Genomic DNA, 21,206 nt, shown 5'->3' with positions numbered 1-21,206 from the left:
GGATCAAACTCTCCAATAAAGTTAGTTTGTCTAGCATCTAAAAATAAAAATTGACGTTTCACGTTGTTTGTTTCGTTCAGTTTTCAAAGAACTACTTGGTCGCTCATTTGCGACTTCCTTATGTTAACATCTTCATTTTTCAATGTCAACTAAGTTTTTCAATTTCTTTTTTGTCGTTTTCTGCGTTTCCGCATCAGCGACGGTTATTAATATATCATGCAGTATATACAGGGTCAATACTTTTTACAAAAAAATTTCACATCCCGTTAAAAACTTAAAATTCATTATAGCACCCATTCATTCTTCATGGCTCCTCTCCTATCCATTTCATATCTTATCTCTTTATCAATTTACACGAGAGTGAAAATTCTAAATTTTATGTTATATTATTATTATAGGAGTGTGGTGAGAATGAGCATTAAGTATTCAAACAAAATCAATAAAATCCGGACCTTTGCATTAAGTTTAGTATTTATCGGCCTCTTCATTGCATACTTAGGTGTCTTTTTCCGCGAAAACATTATTATCATGACAACTTTTATGATGGTTGGCTTTTTAGCTGTTATCGCTAGCACTGTCGTTTACTTTTGGATTGGTATGTTATCTACTAAGACTATCCAAATTATTTGTCCAAGCTGTGATAAGCCAACAAAAATGCTCGGCCGTGTCGATGCATGTATGCACTGCAATCAACCTTTAACACTAGATCGAGATCTAGAAGGAAAAGAATTTGATGAAAAGTATAATAAGAAGAGTTATAAATCATAAGTATCAAGGGAAATACGAGTTTGCAACACTACAAACGTTTCAACTCATTAAAAAGTTGATTTCTTAAGAAATCAACTTTTTAATTGTTTTATTAAATTTATTACACCTATTTTTTCAAAATAACAGTAAACATCCCTGTCATGTTAGGCGAATAATCTTTAAAATCATATTTTTCGTAGAATGACGTTTTCCCTTGCGACGCAAACAAACCAATGAATGCTTTATCTGGAGCATTCTGATTTAAGTATTCTACTAAAGTATTCATTATTTTCTTTCCAATACCATTCTTTTGATACTCTGGATGAACCACTATATCTTGAATATAGAAATAGATAGCCCCATCACCAACAATTCTGCCCATGCCGATGATTTGATTATTATCCTTGACTGTTATACAGTAAATCGAATTTTGAAGTGATATTTCCACCACCTCAAAGTTCATATAATTAGTCCATCCCACAGAATCACATAAATATTTATATTCTTCCAATGTTGGAATGTCACTTTTAATCTCATATTTCTTCAAAATGTCCCCTCCAAGAATTCATTTCCACCAATACAAAGTAAATTCGACAAACTTTTATCTAACCCTTCTTACTAACTTAGCACTGTAAATCCCGATTAACCTCACGCTAATCCTTATATAATAAAGAAAGAGGCTGACGTATAGCCGTCAGCCTCTTTCTTTATTATATATTACGCCTTATGACACTCTGGACAAACGCCATAAATTTCTAAGCGATGACTATTGATAACGAAGCCTGTCGTTTTCGCAGCTTCCTCTTCCAGCTTTTCCAAGCCTCCATAAGGAAAATCAACAATCTTACCACATTTTTCGCAAATCACATGATAATGTTGACTTGTAACATAATCAAATCTACTTGAAGCGTCTCCATAAGTTAATTCCTTTACAAGTCCAACCTCTTTAAACACACGTAAGTTATTATAGACAGTTGCAACACTCATATTTGGAAACTTACCTTCTAATGCTTTATAAATATCATCCGCTGTTGGGTGCGTCATTGATTCCACAAGGTACTCTAAAATAGCATGACGCTGTGGAGTAATGCGTACACCCGTATTTTTCAGCATTTCTAGCGCTTCTTTTAATTCTTCTTTGACCACCGTCATGCACCCCGATTCTATACGGATTATTATTTTATAATTCTTATAAAGAGTGTACTCCTTTTCTTATAAATCGTCAATATTTCTACTATAAGTATGTGGTTTATTTTTATATTCAGGACTTGTTTTTATGTATCTTTCCCTTTTTCTTCATATATTACATAGAAAAAAGTGCGACATAATCGCACTTGGAATACTATCATCTGAGGAGGTATGCCCTACACTTCCACTTTATGTAAGGCAGTAAAATATGTATAGACACTTGCCTTGTTTCTGCATATTTTATCTCCAACGTAGATTTATTTTATATAAGAAAGAACATCCTCAATATGTCCTTTCACTTTCACTTTACGCCACTCTTTTACAAGTTCACCGTCTTTATTAATAAGGAATGTAGAACGCTCGATTCCCATATACTCTTTCCCAAAGTTCTTTTTTAACTTCCAAACATCGTATAACTCTGCTACTTTATGATCTTCATCTACTAAAAGTGTAAATGGCAATTCATGTTTCTCAATGAATTTCAAATGTCTATTCGCTGAATCAGGACTTACTCCAAGAATAACCGTATCCTTCTCTTGAAATACTCCATACGCATCACGAAAATCACATGCTTCAGTTGTACATCCTGGCGTCATATCTTTCGGGTAAAAATAGAGAACTACATTTTTACCGCGAAAATCAGCTAGGCTAACTTCTTCTCCGTTACTTCCCTCTAATGTGAATTCTGGTGCCATTTCTCCTACTGTAATCATTGTTATCACTCCTACTCTTTTCCTTTACTATAACAAATGCTTCCTTATTTTTCATTGTCTATTACAGACCTCATCACAAAAGCAAAAGGGAGTGTATATCCAATTAGCGCTTCTGCAATTGCAATCCATCGCCCAATTCCAATCGGAGATATGTCACCATATCCAACAGACAATAAAGTAACTGCGCTAAAATATAAACAAACTTCAACGAGTTGAAAAGAATGAACGTTCAAACTTTCTCCGTCCTCTTTCAAAACTGCAAAACCCATTTCCTCTAATACAACGTAACTTAATCCAAACGCGATCAGTACTGTTGTATAGATCAAAAATAATGTGGCCAAATTATACAGCGAAAAAAAACGCGTTGAATCTGAATAAGAACTCCATAATAATTGGACACTTTTCAAAATAGCGATTGCTGCAATTAATAGAATAAATCCCCATAACATGTCCTCCACCTCATTTTATATGTATGAGGTGGAGGACTGATTTATCCCTTAGAAACGAACAAGCTTCTATAATTAATTACCCGCGCCACGGTATCTTTTTACTCCTTGGTTCCAGAGGTTGATTGCAATCGTAAAACAGATAACACCAACAAGTGGCGTCGCGAATGCATAACTATTCCATTCTGTTTTTCTTAAAAAGTATGCTGCTGGATATACTCCAACAAACGCGAACGGTAAAACAAACGTTAAAATGAAACGAATTACACGATTATAAATATTAACAGGATAGCGCCCGTAATTACCTATGTTATACATAAGGGGCATAATTGAACTTTTCGCATCCGACCAAAAACCAAGGCTCGCAAGCGTAACAAATATCCCTCCATATACAAGTGCTCCTCCTCCTACCATCAATATAAATAAGAAGAAATCATACCAGTAAAAAGATAATTGTAACTCCACAGCTGCATATCCCATTACAACAATCCCTGTAATGGCTCCAATTAAAGATTCAAGTTCCATTCTTTCTAATATAATTTGAAATAGGCTATGGATCGGTCGCGTTAATACACGATCCATCTCCCCTTTAATAATGTATCGATCATTAAAATCCCATATATTAAAGAAAGCTGAAAAGATGGCAAATGGTACTAAAAAGAAACCATAAATAAAGATTACCTCTTCTCGACTCCATCCCTTCAATGCTTGTGTATGCCCAAATACAACGAGAATAAATATTAAATTAACTGCTTGAAGCGATAAATCAGAAAGTAAACCAACGATAAAATCGCCTCGATACTCCAATTTCGTTTTTATATATTGACTTGCATATTGTAAAAATAAGTTTATATATAGCATCTCATCATCCCCCTTGTACAATTAGACGTTTTCTCGCCGTTCTCCACATGAGTACAATTGGAATAATAAGTACAATTGCCCAAATCACTTGAAATACTAAAGCCTCATACAACTTACTCCCCTGTATACCTTCAGAAAAAATCATACTTGGAATATAACTAATAGCCTGAAACGGTAAAAACATCATTGCTTTTTGGGCCCATAACGGATAAAAACTAATTGGTAATAATAGACCTGAAAATAAATCAATAACAACGCGTTTTGCATACATAATTCCACTATTATTAAATAAGAAAAACGTAAGCATTCCCGTCATTAAATTAATTTGTGTATTAATAATAAAACTAAATATTAAAGATAAGAAGAAATATAACCACGTTTGAAAATTCGTTGTAATTTGCAATGAAAATAATAGCGTAACGATCACCATGCCCGGGATGGAAAAGAATGCAAAACGGAATATCCCCTCGCCAAGACCTTGCATAACTTTCATACCTAAATAGTTGTAAGGACGAATTAATTCTACAGCCACACGGCCTTCTTGAATTTCCATCGCAATTTCTCTATCTATATTATTAAAATAAAACGCACGTGCCATCCACGCGATTGCGATATACGTAGTCATTTGCGAAATAGATAAACTTTCAATATTCTCTTTTCCGCTATAAATTGCTTGCCACAAAAAATAATATGCGCCGATATTAATTGTATAAATTAAAATCCCGCTATAATAGTTTGTACGATACGCAAGCATCATTAAAAAGCGAATCCGAATCATTTCAATATACTTACCCATGCGTAATACCTTCTTCATAAATGTTACGAATAATTTCCTCTGTAGACACTTCGTTAATTTTTAAATCTTTAATTTGAAATGCTTGTACTACTTTAGAAATAAGCATTGAAATAACAACTTCTTCATTCGGAATTTTTGCAACCCATGCGTTTTCCTCTTTCGCTTTCGACCAAACAACATGATTATCTGGCATAACCATTGATAAAGCCTGATAGGAAACTGGTGCAACAAACTGAAAGTGTATTTCCTTCTCTGCTCCCCACTGCGTACGAAGATTATTTAAAGAACCGTCATACATAATATTTCCTTCATCCAGCATGATAACACGCTCACATAAAGCTTCAATATCCGTAATATCATGAGTAGTTAATAAAATTGTTGTTTTATAACGTTCGTTCATTTCTTTTAAAAATTCACGTATTTTCAATTTCACAAGTACATCTAACCCAATTGTTGGCTCATCTAAAAATAATAACGGTGGATTATGAATTAAGGCTGCTGCTAATTCACAACGCATTCTTTGACCAAGAGATAATTTTCGAACTGGTTTATCTAATAAAGGCCCTATATCTAACGTTTCAATTACGTGCTCCATATGCTCCTTATACTGAGCGTCTGATACACCATACACTTTCTTTAATAAACGAAACGATTCTTGGACTGCAATATCCCACCAAAGTTGCGAGCGCTGTCCAAAGACAACACCAATTGTTCTTACAAATTCTTCTCTTTGTTTATGTGGATTCATTCCATTTACTGTGATTTGCCCTGATGTCGGAGTCAAAATCCCCGTAAGCATTTTAATTGTTGTTGATTTACCAGCACCGTTCTCACCGATATAACCAACCATTTCACCTTGCTTTACAGTAAAAGATACATCATTTACTGCTGGTACTATTTTATAATTACGATTTAATAAATCGCGAAATGCACCCTTTAAGCCCGGACGACTTGAATAGGCTGTAAACTCTTTACGTAACCCTTGTACCTCAATTACCGATTTCATAATCGGCCCCCCCTCCTAAATGTCACAACGAATAGTTTACCCAACTGCCTTCGCTATCACAAACAATACGTCTTTTCGAAAAACATGTTAGAATAATACATAGATTTTTGTAAGGAGATGAATTGTAGTGAAATTCACAAAGTCAGAAGCATTACATAAAGAAGCTTTAGAGCATATCGTTGGCGGTGTTAACAGTCCTTCTCGTTCTTTTAAAGCAGTTGGCGGCGGCGCTCCTGTTGCTATGGAACGCGGGAAAGGCGCTTATTTCTGGGATGTAGACGGAAATAAATATATCGATTATTTAGCAGCATACGGTCCTATTATTACTGGACATGCTCATCCGCATATAACAAAAGCAATTACAACAGCTGCTGAAAATGGGGTACTTTACGGAACACCAACAGCGCTAGAGGTAAAATTCGCAAAAATGTTAAAAGAAGCAATGCCTGCATTAGATAAAGTCCGTTTTGTAAACTCTGGTACAGAAGCAGTGATGACAACGATTCGTGTTGCTCGTGCTTATACAGGTCGCACAAAAATCATGAAATTTGCTGGTTGTTACCACGGTCATTCTGATTTAGTACTTGTGGCAGCTGGATCTGGTCCTTCTACTTTAGGAACTCCTGACTCAGCTGGCGTACCACAAAGTATCGCACAAGAAGTTATTACCGTTCCATTTAATAATGTAGAAACTTTAAAAGAGGCGTTAGATAAATGGGGTCATGAAGTAGCAGCTATCCTTGTAGAACCGATTGTTGGAAACTTCGGTATTGTAGAACCTAAACCAGGATTCCTTGAAAAAGTGAATGAACTTGTTCACGAAGCTGGCGCACTAGTAATTTACGATGAAGTTATTACTGCTTTCCGCTTTATGTACGGTGGTGCTCAAGACTTACTTCGTGTGACACCTGACTTAACAGCGCTTGGTAAAGTTATTGGCGGCGGTTTACCGATCGGTGCTTACGGTGGTAAGAAAGAAATTATGGAACAAGTTGCTCCGCTTGGACCTGCATACCAAGCTGGTACAATGGCAGGAAACCCTGCTTCTATGGCATCAGGTATCGCTTGTCTAGAAGTGCTTCAACAAGAAGGACTTTATGAGAAATTAGATGAACTTGGTGCAATGCTTGAAAAAGGAATTTTAGAGCAAGCAACGAAACATAATATCGACATTACATTAAACCGTCTAAAAGGAGCTTTAACTGTATACTTCACAACAAATACAATTGAAGATTACGATGCCGCACAAGATACAGACGGTGAAATGTTCGGTAAATTCTTCAAGCTTATGCTTCAAGAAGGAGTTAACTTAGCACCTTCTAAATACGAGGCATGGTTCTTAACGACAGAACATACAAAAGAAGATATTGAATATACAATCGAAGCTGTCGGCAGAGCATTTGCTGCCCTAGCAGACAATAAATAATCCCGTCATTAAAAGGAAAAAAGAAAGCTCACCTTTCTTTTTTCCTTTTTTCTATTTCATAAACCCCGTATTAATAGTATAATTATTCATAATTATCTGTTTTATATTCTTTTACAGCATTACTATCTCTGTGTACAAGGTGATTTGCACCTTAAATAGTAAGATTATTCTAACTTTTACAAGAGGGGGGATTGACGGATGCTCAATACAAAAAATACATGGACACCGTCTTTATTTCGAGATTATAGAAATGCAGAACACGATGCGTGTGGAATCGTTTCCGTTATGGAGAAACGAAAAATTGCTACAAAAGAAAACATTGACCTTTGTATTCAATCACTCGTCAAAATGAATCATAGAGCTGGTTTCATTAATGGTGAGGGCGATGGCATCGGCATTCACATTGATGTACCAAAAGCGCTTTGGAATGAAAAACTAAAAAGTAGCGGATATAATCCAACGATTGTGGATCATCCCCACTTTATCGTTGGACATTTTTTTCTAAATAAAAAAGAAAACATTACTATCTTAAAAGATTATATTCGTACGCAATTAAACAACAAAAATTTTACAATCATTTTCGAAAGTGATGATGTAACAAACTCCGATGCACTCGGTCCACTTGGCAAACAAGAAGAACCTTTATTTTGGCAAGTTGCCCTTATCGCAGAAAGCGAAATTACAAATATTGAGCAAACATTATTTTCTGTCACAATAAAAATAGAGGAAAACGAAGCAATTCATGTTGCTTCATTAAGTCGTGATCATGTTGTATATAAAGTTCTAGGTGCTGGTGATACACTTGTTGCCTACTATAATGATTTACAACATCCACTTATCGCTTCAACTATGACATTAGGACATAACCGCTACTCTACTAATACATTATCTAATTTTTTTCGTGTACAACCATTTAGCATTCTCGGACATAATGGTGAAATTAACACAATTGCAAAATTACGCGAGCAGGCTGAAATGATTGATGTACCACTTACTGCTGGAGGCAGTGACTCGCAAGATTTAAACCGCACCTTAGAAACCCTACTTGTTCAATACGACTACAGCTTATTTGAAGCAATGGAAATATTGTTCCCTCCAATTATTAATGAAATTAAACTTTATGAAACACCTTTAAAAGATTTATATACGTATATACGTGAAGCATGGGGACATTTTGCACAAGGACCAGCTGGCATCATTTCCCGTTTTAAAGATGAAGCTGTTTTCAGTGTTGATTCCCTTGGATTACGCCCAGTATGGAAAGTAGAGACAGAGAGCTCTTATATTTTCTCTTCTGAACCTGGAGTTGTATCACCAACTAAATATGTAGCAGAACCAAAACCACTCGCCCCTGGAGAAAAGGTTGGATTAAAATGGAATGAACAAGATGAACTTGTTCTTTATGAATATGACAAATATCAAATCCAAGTATATAACCGTTTTAAAAAGCGAATTGATACTACCAATTACCATTTAAATTTATCTATCCCTGAAACGAAAAAAATCCAAGGGCTATGTGATTCTGTTCAAGTTGAAACGAAACAATATGTCGCTTTCGGATGGGACCGAGAACATATTCAGCTCCTTGAACAGATGGCAACAAAAGGCGTTGAGCCAATACGCTCACTTGGGCATGACTCACCACTTGCCGCACTCGATACTGATAGACGAAATATCGCTGACTTTATTAAAGAAAGTGTAGCTGTTGTTACAAACCCTGCAATTGACCGTGACCGTGAAATTGAACACTTCTCTACACGTACTGTACTTGGAGAGCGTCCAAGTTTATTAAGCGGCGCAAAACGGCCATTTGTAGTTGAAATGCTTTCACCAATTATTTTAGAAGGCAGCGTGGCACAACCTATTGCAGAGGAATTACACACAATTACGTACGAACAACTCATAGAGCTATTTAAGACTCATAACTCTATCGCCACAATCTCTGCTACATTCAGCTCGTCAGAAACTCTGCAATGTGCATTAAGCCGCATTAGTTTTGAAGCGATAGCTGCTGTTAACAATGGCGCTTCCCTACTAGTATTAGATGACGCAAAAGCCCATCTAAATGAACGATTGTGGATTGATCCACATTTAGTTACTGCTAAAGTACATCAAGCATTAAGTGAAAATAAATTACGCCGCAATTGTTCTCTCGTTATACGTTCTGGTGCTCTTCGCTCCTTACATGACATTGTCACGCTATATGGATTAGGAGCAGATGGTATTAATCCATATTTATTATTCGCCACTGTAAATGATGGAACAAAAACACCAATTACGAATCTGTATAATGCACTTAATAAAGGATTAGAAAAAGTCATTTCAACAATTGGAATTCATGAGTTACGTGGTTACGGACGTCTCTATTCATCTATTGGGTTACATGAAGAAATCGCAAATATATTACAGATTACAAATTTCTTCGGTTCAAATGATTTAGCCTTTTCACTTGAATCACTTACTGAAGATGCAAAAATACGAGCAGAGGATTATAACAATCCTAAAATTAGAATGCGAAAATCATTTCATATATTCCCGCGAATTTGGAAAGCAATTGGCGATGTTGCAAAAGGAAATTCTTATGATGATTACCGTGACAAGTTAAGTGAACTAGAAGAGAATAATCCAATCGCAATCAGACACCTTGTTCAAACGAAACAAACAAAACATGTCGTTCCAACTGAAGAAGTATCTATCGGCATTCAAAATCATAATTTACCATTTATTATTAGTTCTATGTCATTTGGTTCTCAAAATGAAATCGCCTTTCGCGCATATGCAGAAGCGGCCGATCAGCTAAATATGATTAGCTTGAACGGTGAAGGCGGCGAAATTAAAGATATGATTGGGAAATACCCACATACACGTGGACAACAAGTGGCATCTGGACGATTTGGAGTAAATGCCGAACTACTAAACTCATCAAACTTAATTGAAATCAAGATTGGTCAAGGCGCAAAGCCTGGGGAAGGTGGACATTTACCTGGTTCAAAAGTGACAGCCAAAATAGCTGAAGCACGTAATGCGACAATCGGCTCAGATTTAATTTCACCTTCTAATAACCATGATATTTATTCAATTGAAGATTTAGCTCAAATGATTACAGAAATTAAAACAGCTAATCAACTTGCCAAAGTAGCCGTGAAAGTCCCTGTCGTTCCTAATATCGGAACAATTGCTGTCGGTATCGCCAAAGCTGGCGCTGATTTTATTAACATTAGCGGATTCGATGGCGGAACAGGTGCTGCACGTATTCACGCATTGCAGCATGTAGGTCTTCCTGTAGAAATTGGTGTTAAAGCCGCTCACAACGCTTTATTAGAAGCAAGTATGAGACATAAAGTAGAGATTTGGGCAGATGGTGGTATTCGAAGTGTAAATGATGCCTTGAAAATCATGCTCCTCGGAGCAAACCGTATTGGATTTGGCACACTATCAATGATTGCAATCGGCTGTACTACTTGCCGTGGGTGCCATCTAGATACTTGCCATGTTGGAATTGCGACACAAATCGAGTCTGAAGCACAAGCAAAAGAACACGGATTACGCCGCTTCGTTCCGCGCGAATTAGAAAGCGCAGTTGCCGGCCTGTTAAATTTATTCACCTCTTTCGGTGTAGAACTACAACGATTAACAGGACAGCTTGGATATACAAATTTACAAGCAATTGTTGGGCGTTCTGATTTATTAGAGCAAGTTCGAGGCGAAAATTTATTAAACTTATGTAATTTACTACAAATACTAGAACATCCATCTGTTACAACAACAGAAGACGTACCGGAAAAACAATTTAAAACCGTTCATTCCGCTGACTCAAAAGAATTAGTAGGCGTTGGTGTAGAGCAACGCGTTATGGGTGGTCTAGAATCATGTTATCGCGTTCGCAGTAAACTATATGAAGCTACTCAACTTGAACCACTTACATTAAAGTATACGAATGGTTCTATTCCCGGAAATGGGTTAGGTGCTTACAATAGTGAAAATTTATTTATACACGTAAATGGCGGCGCACAAGATGGCATTGGTAAAACTTCCTTTGGTGGTGGTATTTATATAACGAAATCAAAAGGAGAAGATGGAGTATATTATAACGGTTCTGTCGGAAAAGGATTTGGATATGGTGCACAAAAAGGGGCACTATACGTGCAAGGGAACGCTGATGCTCGCGCTGGCATTCGCCTTTCTGGGGCAGACATGATAATTGGAGGTAGAATAACAAAACCACTCCGTGAAAAAGAGCACGGAAATATAGGGGCATACTCCAATATTAAAGGGTTTGCTTTTGAATATATGACAAATGGGCGAGCGCTTGTTTTAGGTGACCCTGGTCCATGGATTTGCGCCGGCATGACTGGCGGTGTTGTTTATTTACGTCATGATTCAAACTTAGGCTTAACAGAACAAGCCTTAAAAAGAAGAATCGCAAAAGGGGCAAATGTTACATTACAACCAATTAGTAAAAACGGTTTGAAAGATGTAACTGAATTATTGTTAGACTATATTCGTGTACTAAACGAGCATGAGCAATATGAGGAAGTTGCTTTGTTAACCCCGTTATTAGATGATATACAAAACCAGTTTTTTGAAATTATCCCGAAAAAAGAACAGGCAGATCCATCTATTTCAACAGAGTAACATGAGTAATTTTCATTATTAAGAAAAAATTGACGAAGTACACTTCTCATAGTAATCTATAGTAACAATTTGAGACCTGCTGAAATTCAGCAGGTCTTTTTACTAAAAACTGATGTTTAAAAGAAATTAGGAAAAATTATAAAGTGAAACTTTAATTAGCCTACAGCAATTGAGCGTTTACCGGCATCCAGCTACTGAATTTAGAGGCGGGAATCTTACTGTTCACAATTAGCGCGATAAAATGAATACTAATTTCTTTTAACGTCACTAAAATATCACTTGCTAACATATTGTAATGAATGTATAGTATCATGTTGTACATTCATTATGACAAGAGAAAGGATCTTATTAAGGGTATGAAACTTGGTGCTCGCATTTTAAAAACGGGTATTGCCATCACGTTAGCTTTATTTGCTTGTATTTTACTTCAATTACCGAGTCCGGTATTTGCGGGAATTTCAGCTATCTTTGCTGTTCAACCGTCTGTATACCGTTCTTATTTAACCGCACTTGAACAAATTCAAGCAAATGTAATCGGTGCGATATTTGCTATCGCATTTGCTACTGCTTTTGGACATAATCCTTTTATTATTGGATTAACATGTATATTAGTAATTGCTCTTACACTGCAATTACGATTAGAAAACACAATATCAATTGCTTTAGTAACAGTTATCGCCATTATGGAGTATCAAGGCGAAGATTTCTTTAGTTTTGCCTTACTTCGCTTTGCGACGATTATGATTGGTATTATTGCGGCTTCACTTGTAAATTTAGTATTTATGCCGCCGAAATATGAAACAAAACTTTATCATCGTATCGTTGATAATACAGAAGAAATTGTAAAATGGATTCGAATGAATAGCAGGCAAGCTTCTGATTTTACAACGCTAAAAACTGATATTGATCGTATGAAAGAAAAAATGATCAAATTAAACCATTACTATTTGCTGTATAAAGAAGAAAGAAGCTACACGAAAAAAGTAAAGTTCGCAAAAATTCGTAAGCTCGTTTTATTCAGACAAATGTTAGCGACAACAAGCCGTGCTTTAAGTACGTTAAAATCATTACACCGTACTGAAAACGAACTGCGTTACATGCCAGAAGAGTTTCAGGAATCTATCCAAAACGAACTTGATTCATTAACGCATTATCACGAACAAGTTTTATTAAAATTCATTGGTAAAGCAAAAAAACAACAGTCTGTTGAGATGCTTGATGAAGTTGAAACAGGTAAACAAGAATTAATTGATATCTTTATGGATTATCAAAACAAGGACGATGAAGAAGCATATAAAACATGGCTACATCTCTTCCCTCTTATTTCTTCCATTATTAACTATAGTGAAGAAGTAGAGCATTTAGATTTACTTGTAGATAGCTTCTACACATACCATAAACCAGAAAAAGAACTCCAAATCGATGATAAAAAAGAAGACGAATAAAAAAACAGCTCCTTTTATGCTAAAGGAGCTGTTTCTGTTATATGTTGAAGTTGATATAAATTGTAATAAAATCCTTTTTTTCGCATTAACTCTTCATGAGAACCAGTTTCTTTAATCTCACCGTCTTCAATATAAATAATCGTATCAACATGCGTAATCGTCGCTAATCGATGTGCGATTATAATCGTCGTCCTGTCAGCAGCTAACGTCTGAAGCGCCTCTTGAATATACCTTTCATTTTCTAAATCCAATGCCGAAGTTGCTTCATCCAATATAAGTACCGACGGATTCTTTAGAAACACTCGTGCAATTGCCACACGTTGTCTTTGCCCGCCCGATAGCTTTACACCACGTTCTCCAACGACAGTATTATAACCATCTGGTAAGTCTATAATAAAATCATGAATTTGCGCAGCTTTGGCAGCTGCAATCACTTCTTGCTCTGTAGCTTTCGGATTTCCATATAATATATTAGCTCCAATTGTATCGCTAAACAATAAATTATCTTGCAGTACAATTCCAATATTACTACGTAAATTTCTCATATTATACTTTCTTACATCTATCCCATCTACATAAACCGCTCCCTCAGAAACATCATAGAAACGCGGGATCAAACTAGCAAGAGATGACTTTCCTCCCCCACTCGCTCCTACAAGCGCTACTTTCTCTCCAGGCTGCATAGTTAATGACAAGTTGTGTAATATCTCTTTTTCGTCTGCATTATAACGAAAAGAAACATTATCAAATACAATTTCTCCATTTAATTTTTTCGTTTGTACCGCATTTGGCACATTAACAATATCGTATTTTTCATCTAACAGTTCAAACACACGGTCCATCGATGCAAAAGATTGTGTTAATGTTGTAGATGAATTAACAAGGCGGCGAAGCGGACTATATAAACTATCCATATATCCAACAAAAGCTACCATCGTCCCTAGCGTTAACTGCCCTTGAATTACTTCATATGCTGCAAAACCAATCACAAGTAATGGACCTAAATCTGTTAACGTATTTACTGCCGAGAATGTTCTCGCCGTCCAACTTGTATGGGTTAATGCTTTCGTTAAAAATTCATTATTTCTTTTTTCAAACTGCTTCCCCTCATACTCTTCTAACGCAAAGCTACGTGTCACTTGCATTCCTTGAATACGTTCATGCAAATATCCTTGCATCGTCGCTAACGCTTGTGAACGCTCTTTCGTCAATTTCCGAAGACGTCCGAAAAAATATTTCACTGCAATTACATAAATAGGTAAAATCAATAACGCAACAAATGTTAATTTTATATTCATAGAAAACATAACAATGATGGCAATAGCAATTGTTGCAGTATCTAACCAGACGTTCATCAAACCAGTAATTACAAAATCCTTCGTTTGTTCTACATCATGGATGACACGCGAAATAATCTCTCCTGTTTTTGTATTGGAGTAATAACGTAAACTTAATTTTTGTAAGTGACCAAAAATATACTTCCGCAAATCATACAGTATTGTATTTGCGATACGCTGCGCGAAATATTGACGATAATATTCAATCGGTGGTCTTAATACCGCAAAAATAAAAAAAGCAATTCCAATCGCTGTTATTAATTGAGATGTTTTATCTTGAAGTGAACCTCCGCCTTGAATTACATCATCGATAATATACTTTAATAACCACGGCATAATAAGTGGGATACCAAACTTAACTAGTCCAATAATAATTGTAATAGCGATAAGCCATCGATATGGTTTAACAAATTGTAAATATCTTTTTATGCCCTGCACATAATCCCCCCCTCTAATAGGACAAACCTGCCGGGAAGCCCCCTGCAGGTTTGTTTTAATTTCTGTACATTAAATATCGTTCATACCACATATCTACGAAGTCTGGTGCGAACGGACCTTTTCTTTGATGAATCCACTGTGTTAAATGTGCTACATTTCGTTTTAAAATTGTATCGATAACAGGTGGATACTGCATAATTTGACTATGTTTTTCATACTCATCTTCATCTAGAAGCGTATATGTCATATCTGGATACACTTTAATATCTAAATCATAATCAATATACTTTAATGCTTCAGAATCATACGCAAAAGGGGAGCTTAAATTACAATAATAATATACGCCCTCTTCCCTAAGCATCCCAATCACATTAAACCAATAGTTGGCATGAAAATAACAAATTGCTGGTTCACGCGTAATCCATGTTCGGCCATCCGATTCTGTAACTACTGTACGATCATTCGCTCCGATCACAAGACTCTGTGTCCCTTTTAAAATTGTTGTTTCTTCCCACATTCTATGAATGGAGCCATTATGTTTATAACTATGTATTTGTACTTTTTCTCCTTCTTTGGGAAATCCCATATATGCTCCCTTCTTTCAACTGCAAATGCCCTTTGAACGGCATTCACTTTTCTTCTATTATAACTTTTTTGTCAAAATTTTAAAACTAAAGGGATAAGACTCTATTTTCCACACTGAATATGCAGGAGGTTTATCGTTGAATACAATAATACCCAATCTTCTCAGAACACAAGGATTGTACTGTATTATTTATAAACGAGGACATGTAATAGAAAAAGCCCCTCTCTATTTGAAGGACTTTTCACCTGAAGGCAATAATATATCTTATCCTAAATTTGAAATCATTTTTTCAGTTGTAAAAGATTGGATTACACTATTCGTTTGTTCTTCAAATTTCTCATGTAACATCTTCAACGCTACTTCTGTTCTATATATTTCCTGACGGATAAAATGCAGTTCTTTTTTATCGCACGTATCTTTTTCATTCATTTCAATTTGTTGATACTTCTCTAAGTGTGATTGCAATTTTAACAGCTCATCCATCGTTTCCAATTGTTCTCCCACCAACTTATCAAAATCGTTCATTACTTACCCCCTTTTGGATTTCTTCATCAGTTATTATTCCTAATTACATATTTCTAATCTTTAACTTCCTTCTCCTTTGACAACATTTGTTGACTTATTAGAAGTTATGTCGTTCACTTTCTTTTCATTACAATGACCCGCACACAAAGAAAACACTTCTCTCGAATTGGAGAAGTGTTTTTCTTTCATTACTCGTTTGAACTAGAAGATTGTGATTGTTTTGCAGCTGACTTAGCATTTTGTTTTTTCACAGCATGCACGTCTGTTTCAGTTGCAAATTCTGTACCATAACTAGCGTTTGCACTTTGTGCACCAGAAGCTTGTGCTTTCTTTGCTTCTGATTGTGCGTTTGCTTGTTTTACTGCTTGTACATTTGTTTCAGTTGCAAACTCTGTACCATAACTAGCATTTGTACTTTGAATGCTAGCACCAGAAGTTGCCTTGTTATAACCTTGTTGTTTTTTACTCATCTTTCTCACCTCCACAATCAATAATGTAACCAATTCAACTAGAAGCTATCCGTAATTTTCTTTTAAAAAAATTCCGCATATATCTCTTGTTACTCATTCAAACTATAGAAAATGGAGGTGGAAATATGTATATAGGACGCGATATGACTGAACTAACGATGCTTTCAAAAAACGAATGGAAAGAAGATGAATTAGCTTATTTTCATCATTCATTACAACAGATTTTGCCCTATTTAAATGCGGAAGGGCAAAGTATTTATAAAGAAATTGTAATAGAGATCGAATCAAGGGGCGGCTTACAAGAAGGTGATGCCAGTTGGACTCATGGGACAAAAATTTCTTACGATTAAAAAAGTGTTCCCAATTTAGGGAACACTTTTTTGTTTATTGCATTGTAATTTTCTCAACACAACTCTCATAAATCGTACGATGCGATTTAGAGAAAGGTAACTGCTCAAATGCTTCTTTCGATACAAGTTTCAATGTATCTGTTTCAACAATATCACCGGTTACTTTTCCGTAAAATACAAATATATCCCAAGTACGATGAGTAAATGTATGTTGTACATTCATTGCGTACTCATCAATAGAAATCGAAAGCTCAAACTTTTCTTTCATATAATCTATAAGCTGTTCTTTCTGACTTCGAATCCCTTCGCCAAGTTCAATATTCGGAAACTCCCACATATTAGCTAATAATCCGCTACTTGGACGTTTATTAATAACGTAACGACCATCTTCAGTTTGAAGTACTCCTGCAACAAGCGGTACCATTGTAGGAGCTTTCGCTTTACTTTTTACTGGTAGTTCTTTTTGAACACCTTCAGCATATCCTCTGCAATGCTCACGTACAGGACAAAGTAAGCAAGATGGATTTTTTGGAATGCAAATCAATGCACCTAACTCCATCAAACCTTGATTAAAATAAGATGGATTTTCTTTCGAAATAATTTCACGCACAATCTCTTCAAACACTTTTCTAGTCTTTGGTTTTGCAATGTCATCCCATACTGATAAAATGCGAGATAATACACGCATAACATTTCCGTCAACTGCTGGCTCTGGTATACCATATGCGATACTTAAAATAGCACCTTTTGTATATGGTCCTACTCCTTTTAACTTTTCAATTTTCTTTACATCACTCGGTACTATTCCGCCATATACTTCTTTTACCTCTTTTACAGCCGCGTGTAAATTACGTGCTCTAGAATAATACCCTAAACCTTCCCATGCTTTTAATACTTCTTCATCATCTGCGTTCGCTAACGCTTCAAGTGTAGGAAACTTCCCCATAAAATTTGCGTAATATGGTTTTACAGCTTCTACTCTTGTTTGCTGTAACATAATTTCAGAAACCCAAACGCGGTATGGATCTTTATTCTTTCTCCACGGTAAGTCGCGCTGTTCTTCTTCAAACCAACCAATTAAATCATTTTGAAACTGCTCTATATTAAAATTTTTTAGTATTTCAAGTGTCAAACTTGATCCCCCTCATTTTTTTGCATATAAGTACTATTATAAAGATTTTAGGAAAAAATTTAAGTAAGATGACATAGGAAATTGAAGGCAAAGGACTTGAGGTATCGAATAAAAAGAGTTACATTAATAAAAAACGGAGGTGGATTTCTATGGACACAGCCACTCACCTTGTTATGGGTATCACTTTAGGTAGCTTAGCAACATTAGACCCAGCCATAGCACAAAGTGATATTGGCCCACAAGCTGTTATGCTTGCTACAATTGCTGGTTCCAACATTCCTGACATTGACACAGTTTTAAAATTGCGTAATAACGCTAAATATATAAGAAATCATCGCGGAGTTACTCATTCCATTCCCGCGGTAATTCTTTGGTCATTCCTTATAAGTGGCATCTCTTTCGCCTTCTTTTCAGACGCTCCATATCTTCATCTACTACTTTGGTCATTTATTGCAGTCTTCCTTCACGTCTTTGTAGATATTTTCAACGCCTATGGTACACAAGCATTACGGCCTTTCACAAAAAAATGGGTCGCACTCGGCGTGATTAATACATTCGATACCGTAATTTTCTTTATCCATATACTTGCAATTGCTTGCATGCTCGTCGGTTCTCATAAAGGATACACTGCCTTAGCAGCATATATATTAATGATTGTTTACTATATCGGACGAATTATGATGCACAGAAATATAAGAAGCGTTGTACACAAACGTTTCAAAAATGTCGAAAAGATTATCATTTCTCCTTCTTACCGATTTTATCATTATCATTTAGCAGTCGTTACAGCTGATTATTACTACGTTGCGAGATGGCACCGTGGTAACATCATGATATATGACAAGTTCGATCGGGTACCGTTCCCAGACAATGATATTATGCGAGCAGCTAAACAAGATGAAAACATCTCAGCCTTCCTATCTTTCTCTCCTGTATATCGCTGGGATATTTTTGATCATGATCATTATTACGAAGTACGATTCATTGATTTACGGTATCGAAGTAAAGATTATTATCCATTTGTCGCGATTGTTCAGCTCGACCATAATTTAAATATTATTAGTTCCTATACAGGATGGATTTTTAGTGAAGAAAAACTTCGAAAAAAACTGGAATTACTTCCACATTAAAAAAAGCGACTCAAGTCGCTTTTTTTAATGTTTCAAATGATCTTCTTGATTAATTAAATGACTATACTTCGGATTGTTTGTACGCATTTCATGAAGGCGTACACCATGATTATTAATCCATGATCGTACCACTTGCTCAGTCATTTCCTCACCTTGATAACGCCCTGATTTTGCATAAGTTGTTTGAAAATCTTCCCAAAGTAATTCAACCCATGCACGAGCTTGTCCGTAAGAAAGCTTGTCATTCTTGTCTAATAATTCTTTCGTTAATGCTTCATAAATATCATTCATGTTCTAATCTCCTTTTACCTATTTATCCCTTCATTTCTAAAGGATAGTTTCTTCTGTTTTGCACATTCTATAAGTGATACTTCTTAAAGAGGTATCAACTGATGAGGAGGAGGGCGTTCGCAATGGGTAAACAAGCCGAATTTTGGTCTGAGTCAAAAAACAACAGCAAAATCGACGGTCAGCCGAAAGCGAAATCACGCTTCGCTTCAAAGCGACCTAACGGCACAATTAACACGCACCCACAAGAACGTATGCGTGCTGCAAATCAGCAGGAAGAGTAGTACAAATTAAATTAACTTCCTACACGAGGTGATAAAGATGAGCTACCGTGATCGCTTAGATAGTCGTTCTGAATTATTTAACCATACGTGGACTCGTCCAAAACATGCGAAAGCGCAAGTTAACGGACAGACGCAACAAACCCAGTCTCTCATTATATTGGCAAATGAATGTAAAAAACGCCAATTTTAGAATCTCCTATCTCCTTTAACGCCTACCAAAGATGAAAACCAGAGAGATATGTGCTCTCTGGTTTTTATTTTTCTTGCAATAAGGAAATTGGTATGCCAATCTCTTCATTATCATTTTGCTTATATCCCCAAGCAAATACCCCATTGAAATACGTAATTTTAAATAATACACCAGGTTCTTCTACTAATTCATATATTTCACCAATACGGAACTTGTTTATATCCGTCATATAAGCACGAGCCATTGCCATTTTTCTCATTAATACATCAAATTCATTGACAATCCCAAGCTGCTCAGCTTTTACTGCTTGCTCCTTCAAAGCGCCAATTTCTTCCCTTAGCTCATGCGGTGTCATTTCACTGTAGCGTTTTGGCATATTCATCTTATTCTCCTCATTCCTCTTCGCGTTTCATTTGCAAAAATATCTCAATTTCATCAATAGAGAATCCTTTTCTATATAACGCTTGCTTCATCTTGTTTTCAAATGTCCATCCATCATGCTTCTTATATTTCTCATAATATTTATTCCCATGATAGTGTAACGCTTCTTGTTGCTTTTCGTCATCTCTTTCGTCTTTCAATTCTTCCAAACAAATTTGAATTACTTCTCTAGAATATCCTTTTCGAACAAGCATCTCATCTAACTTTAGCTTCATTTGTAAAAAAGAATGCTTTTGATAAGATTTTTTCTTCTTTTCTATGAGAAACAAGGCATTCTCAATTTGCTTTTCCTTCGGATATTCTTGTAAACTGTGCATAATAAGTAAATCTTGAACACCTTTATTTAACAACTCTCTTTTAATAACAGTTGGACCTTTTCGATTCACATTACTTTGCGTTCGCGTATATAAAACAGCGTACTCTTTATCATTAATATATCGGTCATGTAATAATTTCGAAACGACTTCAGAGATGATGGCCTGTCCCACTTCTTTTTTTCGTAAAAAATCTTCTATTTCTTGTTTTGTTCTCATTTGATAGGATAAATAGGAGATTGCTTGTAAATATGCTTTTTGTACCTCTTCATTGTACAAAATATTTCCTAACTCTATTTCATCAATTTCTAAGCCTTTTTGTAATCCATGTTTCATTAAGATTACTTGATCCACACTAAACCCGTACTCTTCACCTTGGCCTTTATCAATATAAATATTAAATCGTTCTTTCGATCGTTTTTGTACTTCTATTTTTGTAATGACAGCCATACTCTCAC

At 35.8% G+C, this 21,206-nt stretch carries 24 protein-coding genes; 8 read left to right on the top strand and 16 right to left on the bottom strand.

The window, feature by feature from the left end; translation table 11 throughout:
* The first annotated feature begins 411 nt into the window (after positions 1-411).
* The gene (locus AC1Q8M_RS24970) at positions 412-768 is read left to right on the top strand and encodes a YgzB family protein (protein ID WP_000025058.1); all 357 of its coding nucleotides are present in this window, start codon (positions 412-414) and stop codon (positions 766-768) included.
* Between the two features lie 106 nt (positions 769-874).
* Here the strand turns inward: AC1Q8M_RS24970 and AC1Q8M_RS24965 are convergent, their stop codons facing one another.
* From AC1Q8M_RS24965 to AC1Q8M_RS24935, 7 genes are all read right to left on the bottom strand, one after another.
* Positions 875-1,294 carry a GNAT family N-acetyltransferase gene (locus AC1Q8M_RS24965; RefSeq protein ID WP_098361325.1) on the bottom strand — a complete coding sequence of 140 codons (420 nt, stop codon included), beginning with the start codon at positions 1,292-1,294 and terminating at the stop codon, positions 875-877.
* Between the two features lie 170 nt (positions 1,295-1,464).
* Complete coding sequence (gene perR / locus AC1Q8M_RS24960; protein ID WP_000237829.1) at positions 1,465-1,893, bottom strand: peroxide-responsive transcriptional repressor PerR; 429 nt, start codon at positions 1,891-1,893, stop codon at positions 1,465-1,467.
* Positions 1,894-2,192: 299 nt separating this feature from the next.
* Positions 2,193-2,648, bottom strand: coding sequence for a thioredoxin-dependent thiol peroxidase (bcp, locus tag AC1Q8M_RS24955; RefSeq protein WP_000633711.1), 456 nt, complete (start codon positions 2,646-2,648; stop codon positions 2,193-2,195).
* A gap of 44 nt (positions 2,649-2,692) precedes the next feature.
* Positions 2,693-3,097: a potassium channel family protein gene (locus AC1Q8M_RS24950; RefSeq protein WP_000964345.1), complete on the bottom strand. Its 405-nt coding sequence runs from the start codon at positions 3,095-3,097 to the stop codon at positions 2,693-2,695.
* A gap of 72 nt (positions 3,098-3,169) precedes the next feature.
* Positions 3,170-3,955, bottom strand: coding sequence for an ABC transporter permease (locus tag AC1Q8M_RS24945; protein WP_000965774.1), 786 nt, complete (start codon positions 3,953-3,955; stop codon positions 3,170-3,172).
* 4 nt (positions 3,956-3,959) lie between these two features.
* Entirely contained in the window at positions 3,960-4,751 is a 792-nt protein-coding gene (locus AC1Q8M_RS24940; protein ID WP_000521519.1) for an ABC transporter permease, read from the bottom strand.
* Positions 4,744-5,757: an ABC transporter ATP-binding protein gene (locus AC1Q8M_RS24935; RefSeq protein ID WP_089170375.1), complete on the bottom strand. Its 1,014-nt coding sequence runs from the start codon at positions 5,755-5,757 to the stop codon at positions 4,744-4,746. The genes AC1Q8M_RS24940 and AC1Q8M_RS24935 overlap by 8 nt, the downstream gene beginning before the upstream one ends.
* 127 nt (positions 5,758-5,884) lie before the next feature.
* Between AC1Q8M_RS24935 and hemL the strand changes: the two genes are divergently transcribed.
* Together hemL and AC1Q8M_RS24925 are read left to right on the top strand one after the other, a co-directional pair.
* Positions 5,885-7,183, top strand: a complete 1,299-nt coding sequence (hemL, locus tag AC1Q8M_RS24930) for a glutamate-1-semialdehyde-2,1-aminomutase (RefSeq protein WP_000673247.1) — start codon at positions 5,885-5,887, stop codon at positions 7,181-7,183.
* Positions 7,184-7,381: 198 nt separating this feature from the next.
* The gene (locus AC1Q8M_RS24925; RefSeq protein ID WP_098365609.1) at positions 7,382-11,818 is read left to right on the top strand and encodes a glutamate synthase-related protein; all 4,437 of its coding nucleotides are present in this window, start codon (positions 7,382-7,384) and stop codon (positions 11,816-11,818) included.
* A 160-nt stretch (positions 11,819-11,978) separates the two neighbouring features.
* On the opposite strand, the gene AC1Q8M_RS24920 is transcribed toward AC1Q8M_RS24925, so the two are convergent.
* Positions 11,979-12,131 carry a hypothetical protein gene (locus tag AC1Q8M_RS24920; RefSeq protein WP_153601216.1) on the bottom strand — a complete coding sequence of 51 codons (153 nt, stop codon included), beginning with the start codon at positions 12,129-12,131 and terminating at the stop codon, positions 11,979-11,981.
* A gap of 43 nt (positions 12,132-12,174) precedes the next feature.
* Between AC1Q8M_RS24920 and AC1Q8M_RS24915 the strand changes: the two genes are divergently transcribed.
* Entirely contained in the window at positions 12,175-13,263 is a 1,089-nt protein-coding gene (locus AC1Q8M_RS24915) for an aromatic acid exporter family protein (RefSeq protein ID WP_071714810.1), read from the top strand.
* Between the two features lie 14 nt (positions 13,264-13,277).
* On the opposite strand, the gene AC1Q8M_RS24910 is transcribed toward AC1Q8M_RS24915, so the two are convergent.
* From AC1Q8M_RS24910 to AC1Q8M_RS24895, 4 genes are all read right to left on the bottom strand, one after another.
* The gene (locus tag AC1Q8M_RS24910) at positions 13,278-15,038 is read right to left on the bottom strand and encodes an ABC transporter ATP-binding protein (RefSeq protein ID WP_001161604.1); all 1,761 of its coding nucleotides are present in this window, start codon (positions 15,036-15,038) and stop codon (positions 13,278-13,280) included.
* Between the two features lie 55 nt (positions 15,039-15,093).
* Positions 15,094-15,624 carry a nucleoside tri-diphosphate phosphatase gene (gene ntdP, locus AC1Q8M_RS24905; RefSeq protein ID WP_000506627.1) on the bottom strand — a complete coding sequence of 177 codons (531 nt, stop codon included), beginning with the start codon at positions 15,622-15,624 and terminating at the stop codon, positions 15,094-15,096.
* 264 nt (positions 15,625-15,888) lie between these two features.
* Entirely contained in the window at positions 15,889-16,149 is a 261-nt protein-coding gene (locus AC1Q8M_RS24900) for a YgaB family protein (RefSeq protein WP_000997586.1), read from the bottom strand.
* Positions 16,150-16,337: 188 nt separating this feature from the next.
* Entirely contained in the window at positions 16,338-16,619 is a 282-nt protein-coding gene (locus AC1Q8M_RS24895) for a gamma-type small acid-soluble spore protein (RefSeq protein ID WP_000039034.1), read from the bottom strand.
* A gap of 125 nt (positions 16,620-16,744) precedes the next feature.
* Between AC1Q8M_RS24895 and yfhS the strand changes: the two genes are divergently transcribed.
* On the top strand, positions 16,745-16,969 hold the full coding sequence (yfhS, locus tag AC1Q8M_RS24890; RefSeq protein ID WP_000275439.1) for a mother cell protein YfhS: 225 nt from the start codon (positions 16,745-16,747) through the stop codon (positions 16,967-16,969).
* A gap of 34 nt (positions 16,970-17,003) precedes the next feature.
* Here the strand turns inward: yfhS and mutY are convergent, their stop codons facing one another.
* Entirely contained in the window at positions 17,004-18,101 is a 1,098-nt protein-coding gene (mutY, locus tag AC1Q8M_RS24885) for an A/G-specific adenine glycosylase (protein ID WP_000171381.1), read from the bottom strand.
* Between the two features lie 149 nt (positions 18,102-18,250).
* Here mutY and AC1Q8M_RS24880 point away from each other — a divergent pair, with 149 nt between their 5' ends.
* Positions 18,251-19,231, top strand: coding sequence for a metal-dependent hydrolase (locus AC1Q8M_RS24880; RefSeq protein ID WP_000379115.1), 981 nt, complete (start codon positions 18,251-18,253; stop codon positions 19,229-19,231).
* Between the two features lie 24 nt (positions 19,232-19,255).
* Here AC1Q8M_RS24880 and AC1Q8M_RS24875 read toward each other — a convergent pair whose 3' ends face one another.
* Complete coding sequence (locus tag AC1Q8M_RS24875; RefSeq protein WP_000998159.1) at positions 19,256-19,522, bottom strand: YfhJ family protein; 267 nt, start codon at positions 19,520-19,522, stop codon at positions 19,256-19,258.
* 122 nt (positions 19,523-19,644) lie between these two features.
* On the opposite strand from AC1Q8M_RS24875, the gene AC1Q8M_RS24870 reads away from it, so the two are divergent.
* On the top strand, positions 19,645-19,803 hold the full coding sequence (locus AC1Q8M_RS24870) for a small, acid-soluble spore protein K (RefSeq protein ID WP_000517891.1): 159 nt from the start codon (positions 19,645-19,647) through the stop codon (positions 19,801-19,803).
* A 37-nt stretch (positions 19,804-19,840) separates the two neighbouring features.
* The gene (locus AC1Q8M_RS24865) at positions 19,841-19,993 is read left to right on the top strand and encodes a YpzG family protein (protein WP_000122093.1); all 153 of its coding nucleotides are present in this window, start codon (positions 19,841-19,843) and stop codon (positions 19,991-19,993) included.
* A 64-nt stretch (positions 19,994-20,057) separates the two neighbouring features.
* Here the strand turns inward: AC1Q8M_RS24865 and AC1Q8M_RS24860 are convergent, their stop codons facing one another.
* Together AC1Q8M_RS24860 and recX are read right to left on the bottom strand one after the other, a co-directional pair.
* Positions 20,058-20,375: a YfhH family protein gene (locus AC1Q8M_RS24860; RefSeq protein ID WP_001057023.1), complete on the bottom strand. Its 318-nt coding sequence runs from the start codon at positions 20,373-20,375 to the stop codon at positions 20,058-20,060.
* Positions 20,376-20,385: 10 nt separating this feature from the next.
* The gene (gene recX / locus AC1Q8M_RS24855) at positions 20,386-21,198 is read right to left on the bottom strand and encodes a recombination regulator RecX (protein WP_000268513.1); all 813 of its coding nucleotides are present in this window, start codon (positions 21,196-21,198) and stop codon (positions 20,386-20,388) included.
* Between the last annotated feature and the right edge of the window lie 8 nt (positions 21,199-21,206).

This window comes from Bacillus sp. GW823-FHT06A10 (assembly GCF_058795375.1).
Note: the sequence above shows the minus strand (reverse complement) of the source record. Positions and strands in the feature narration are given on the sequence as shown.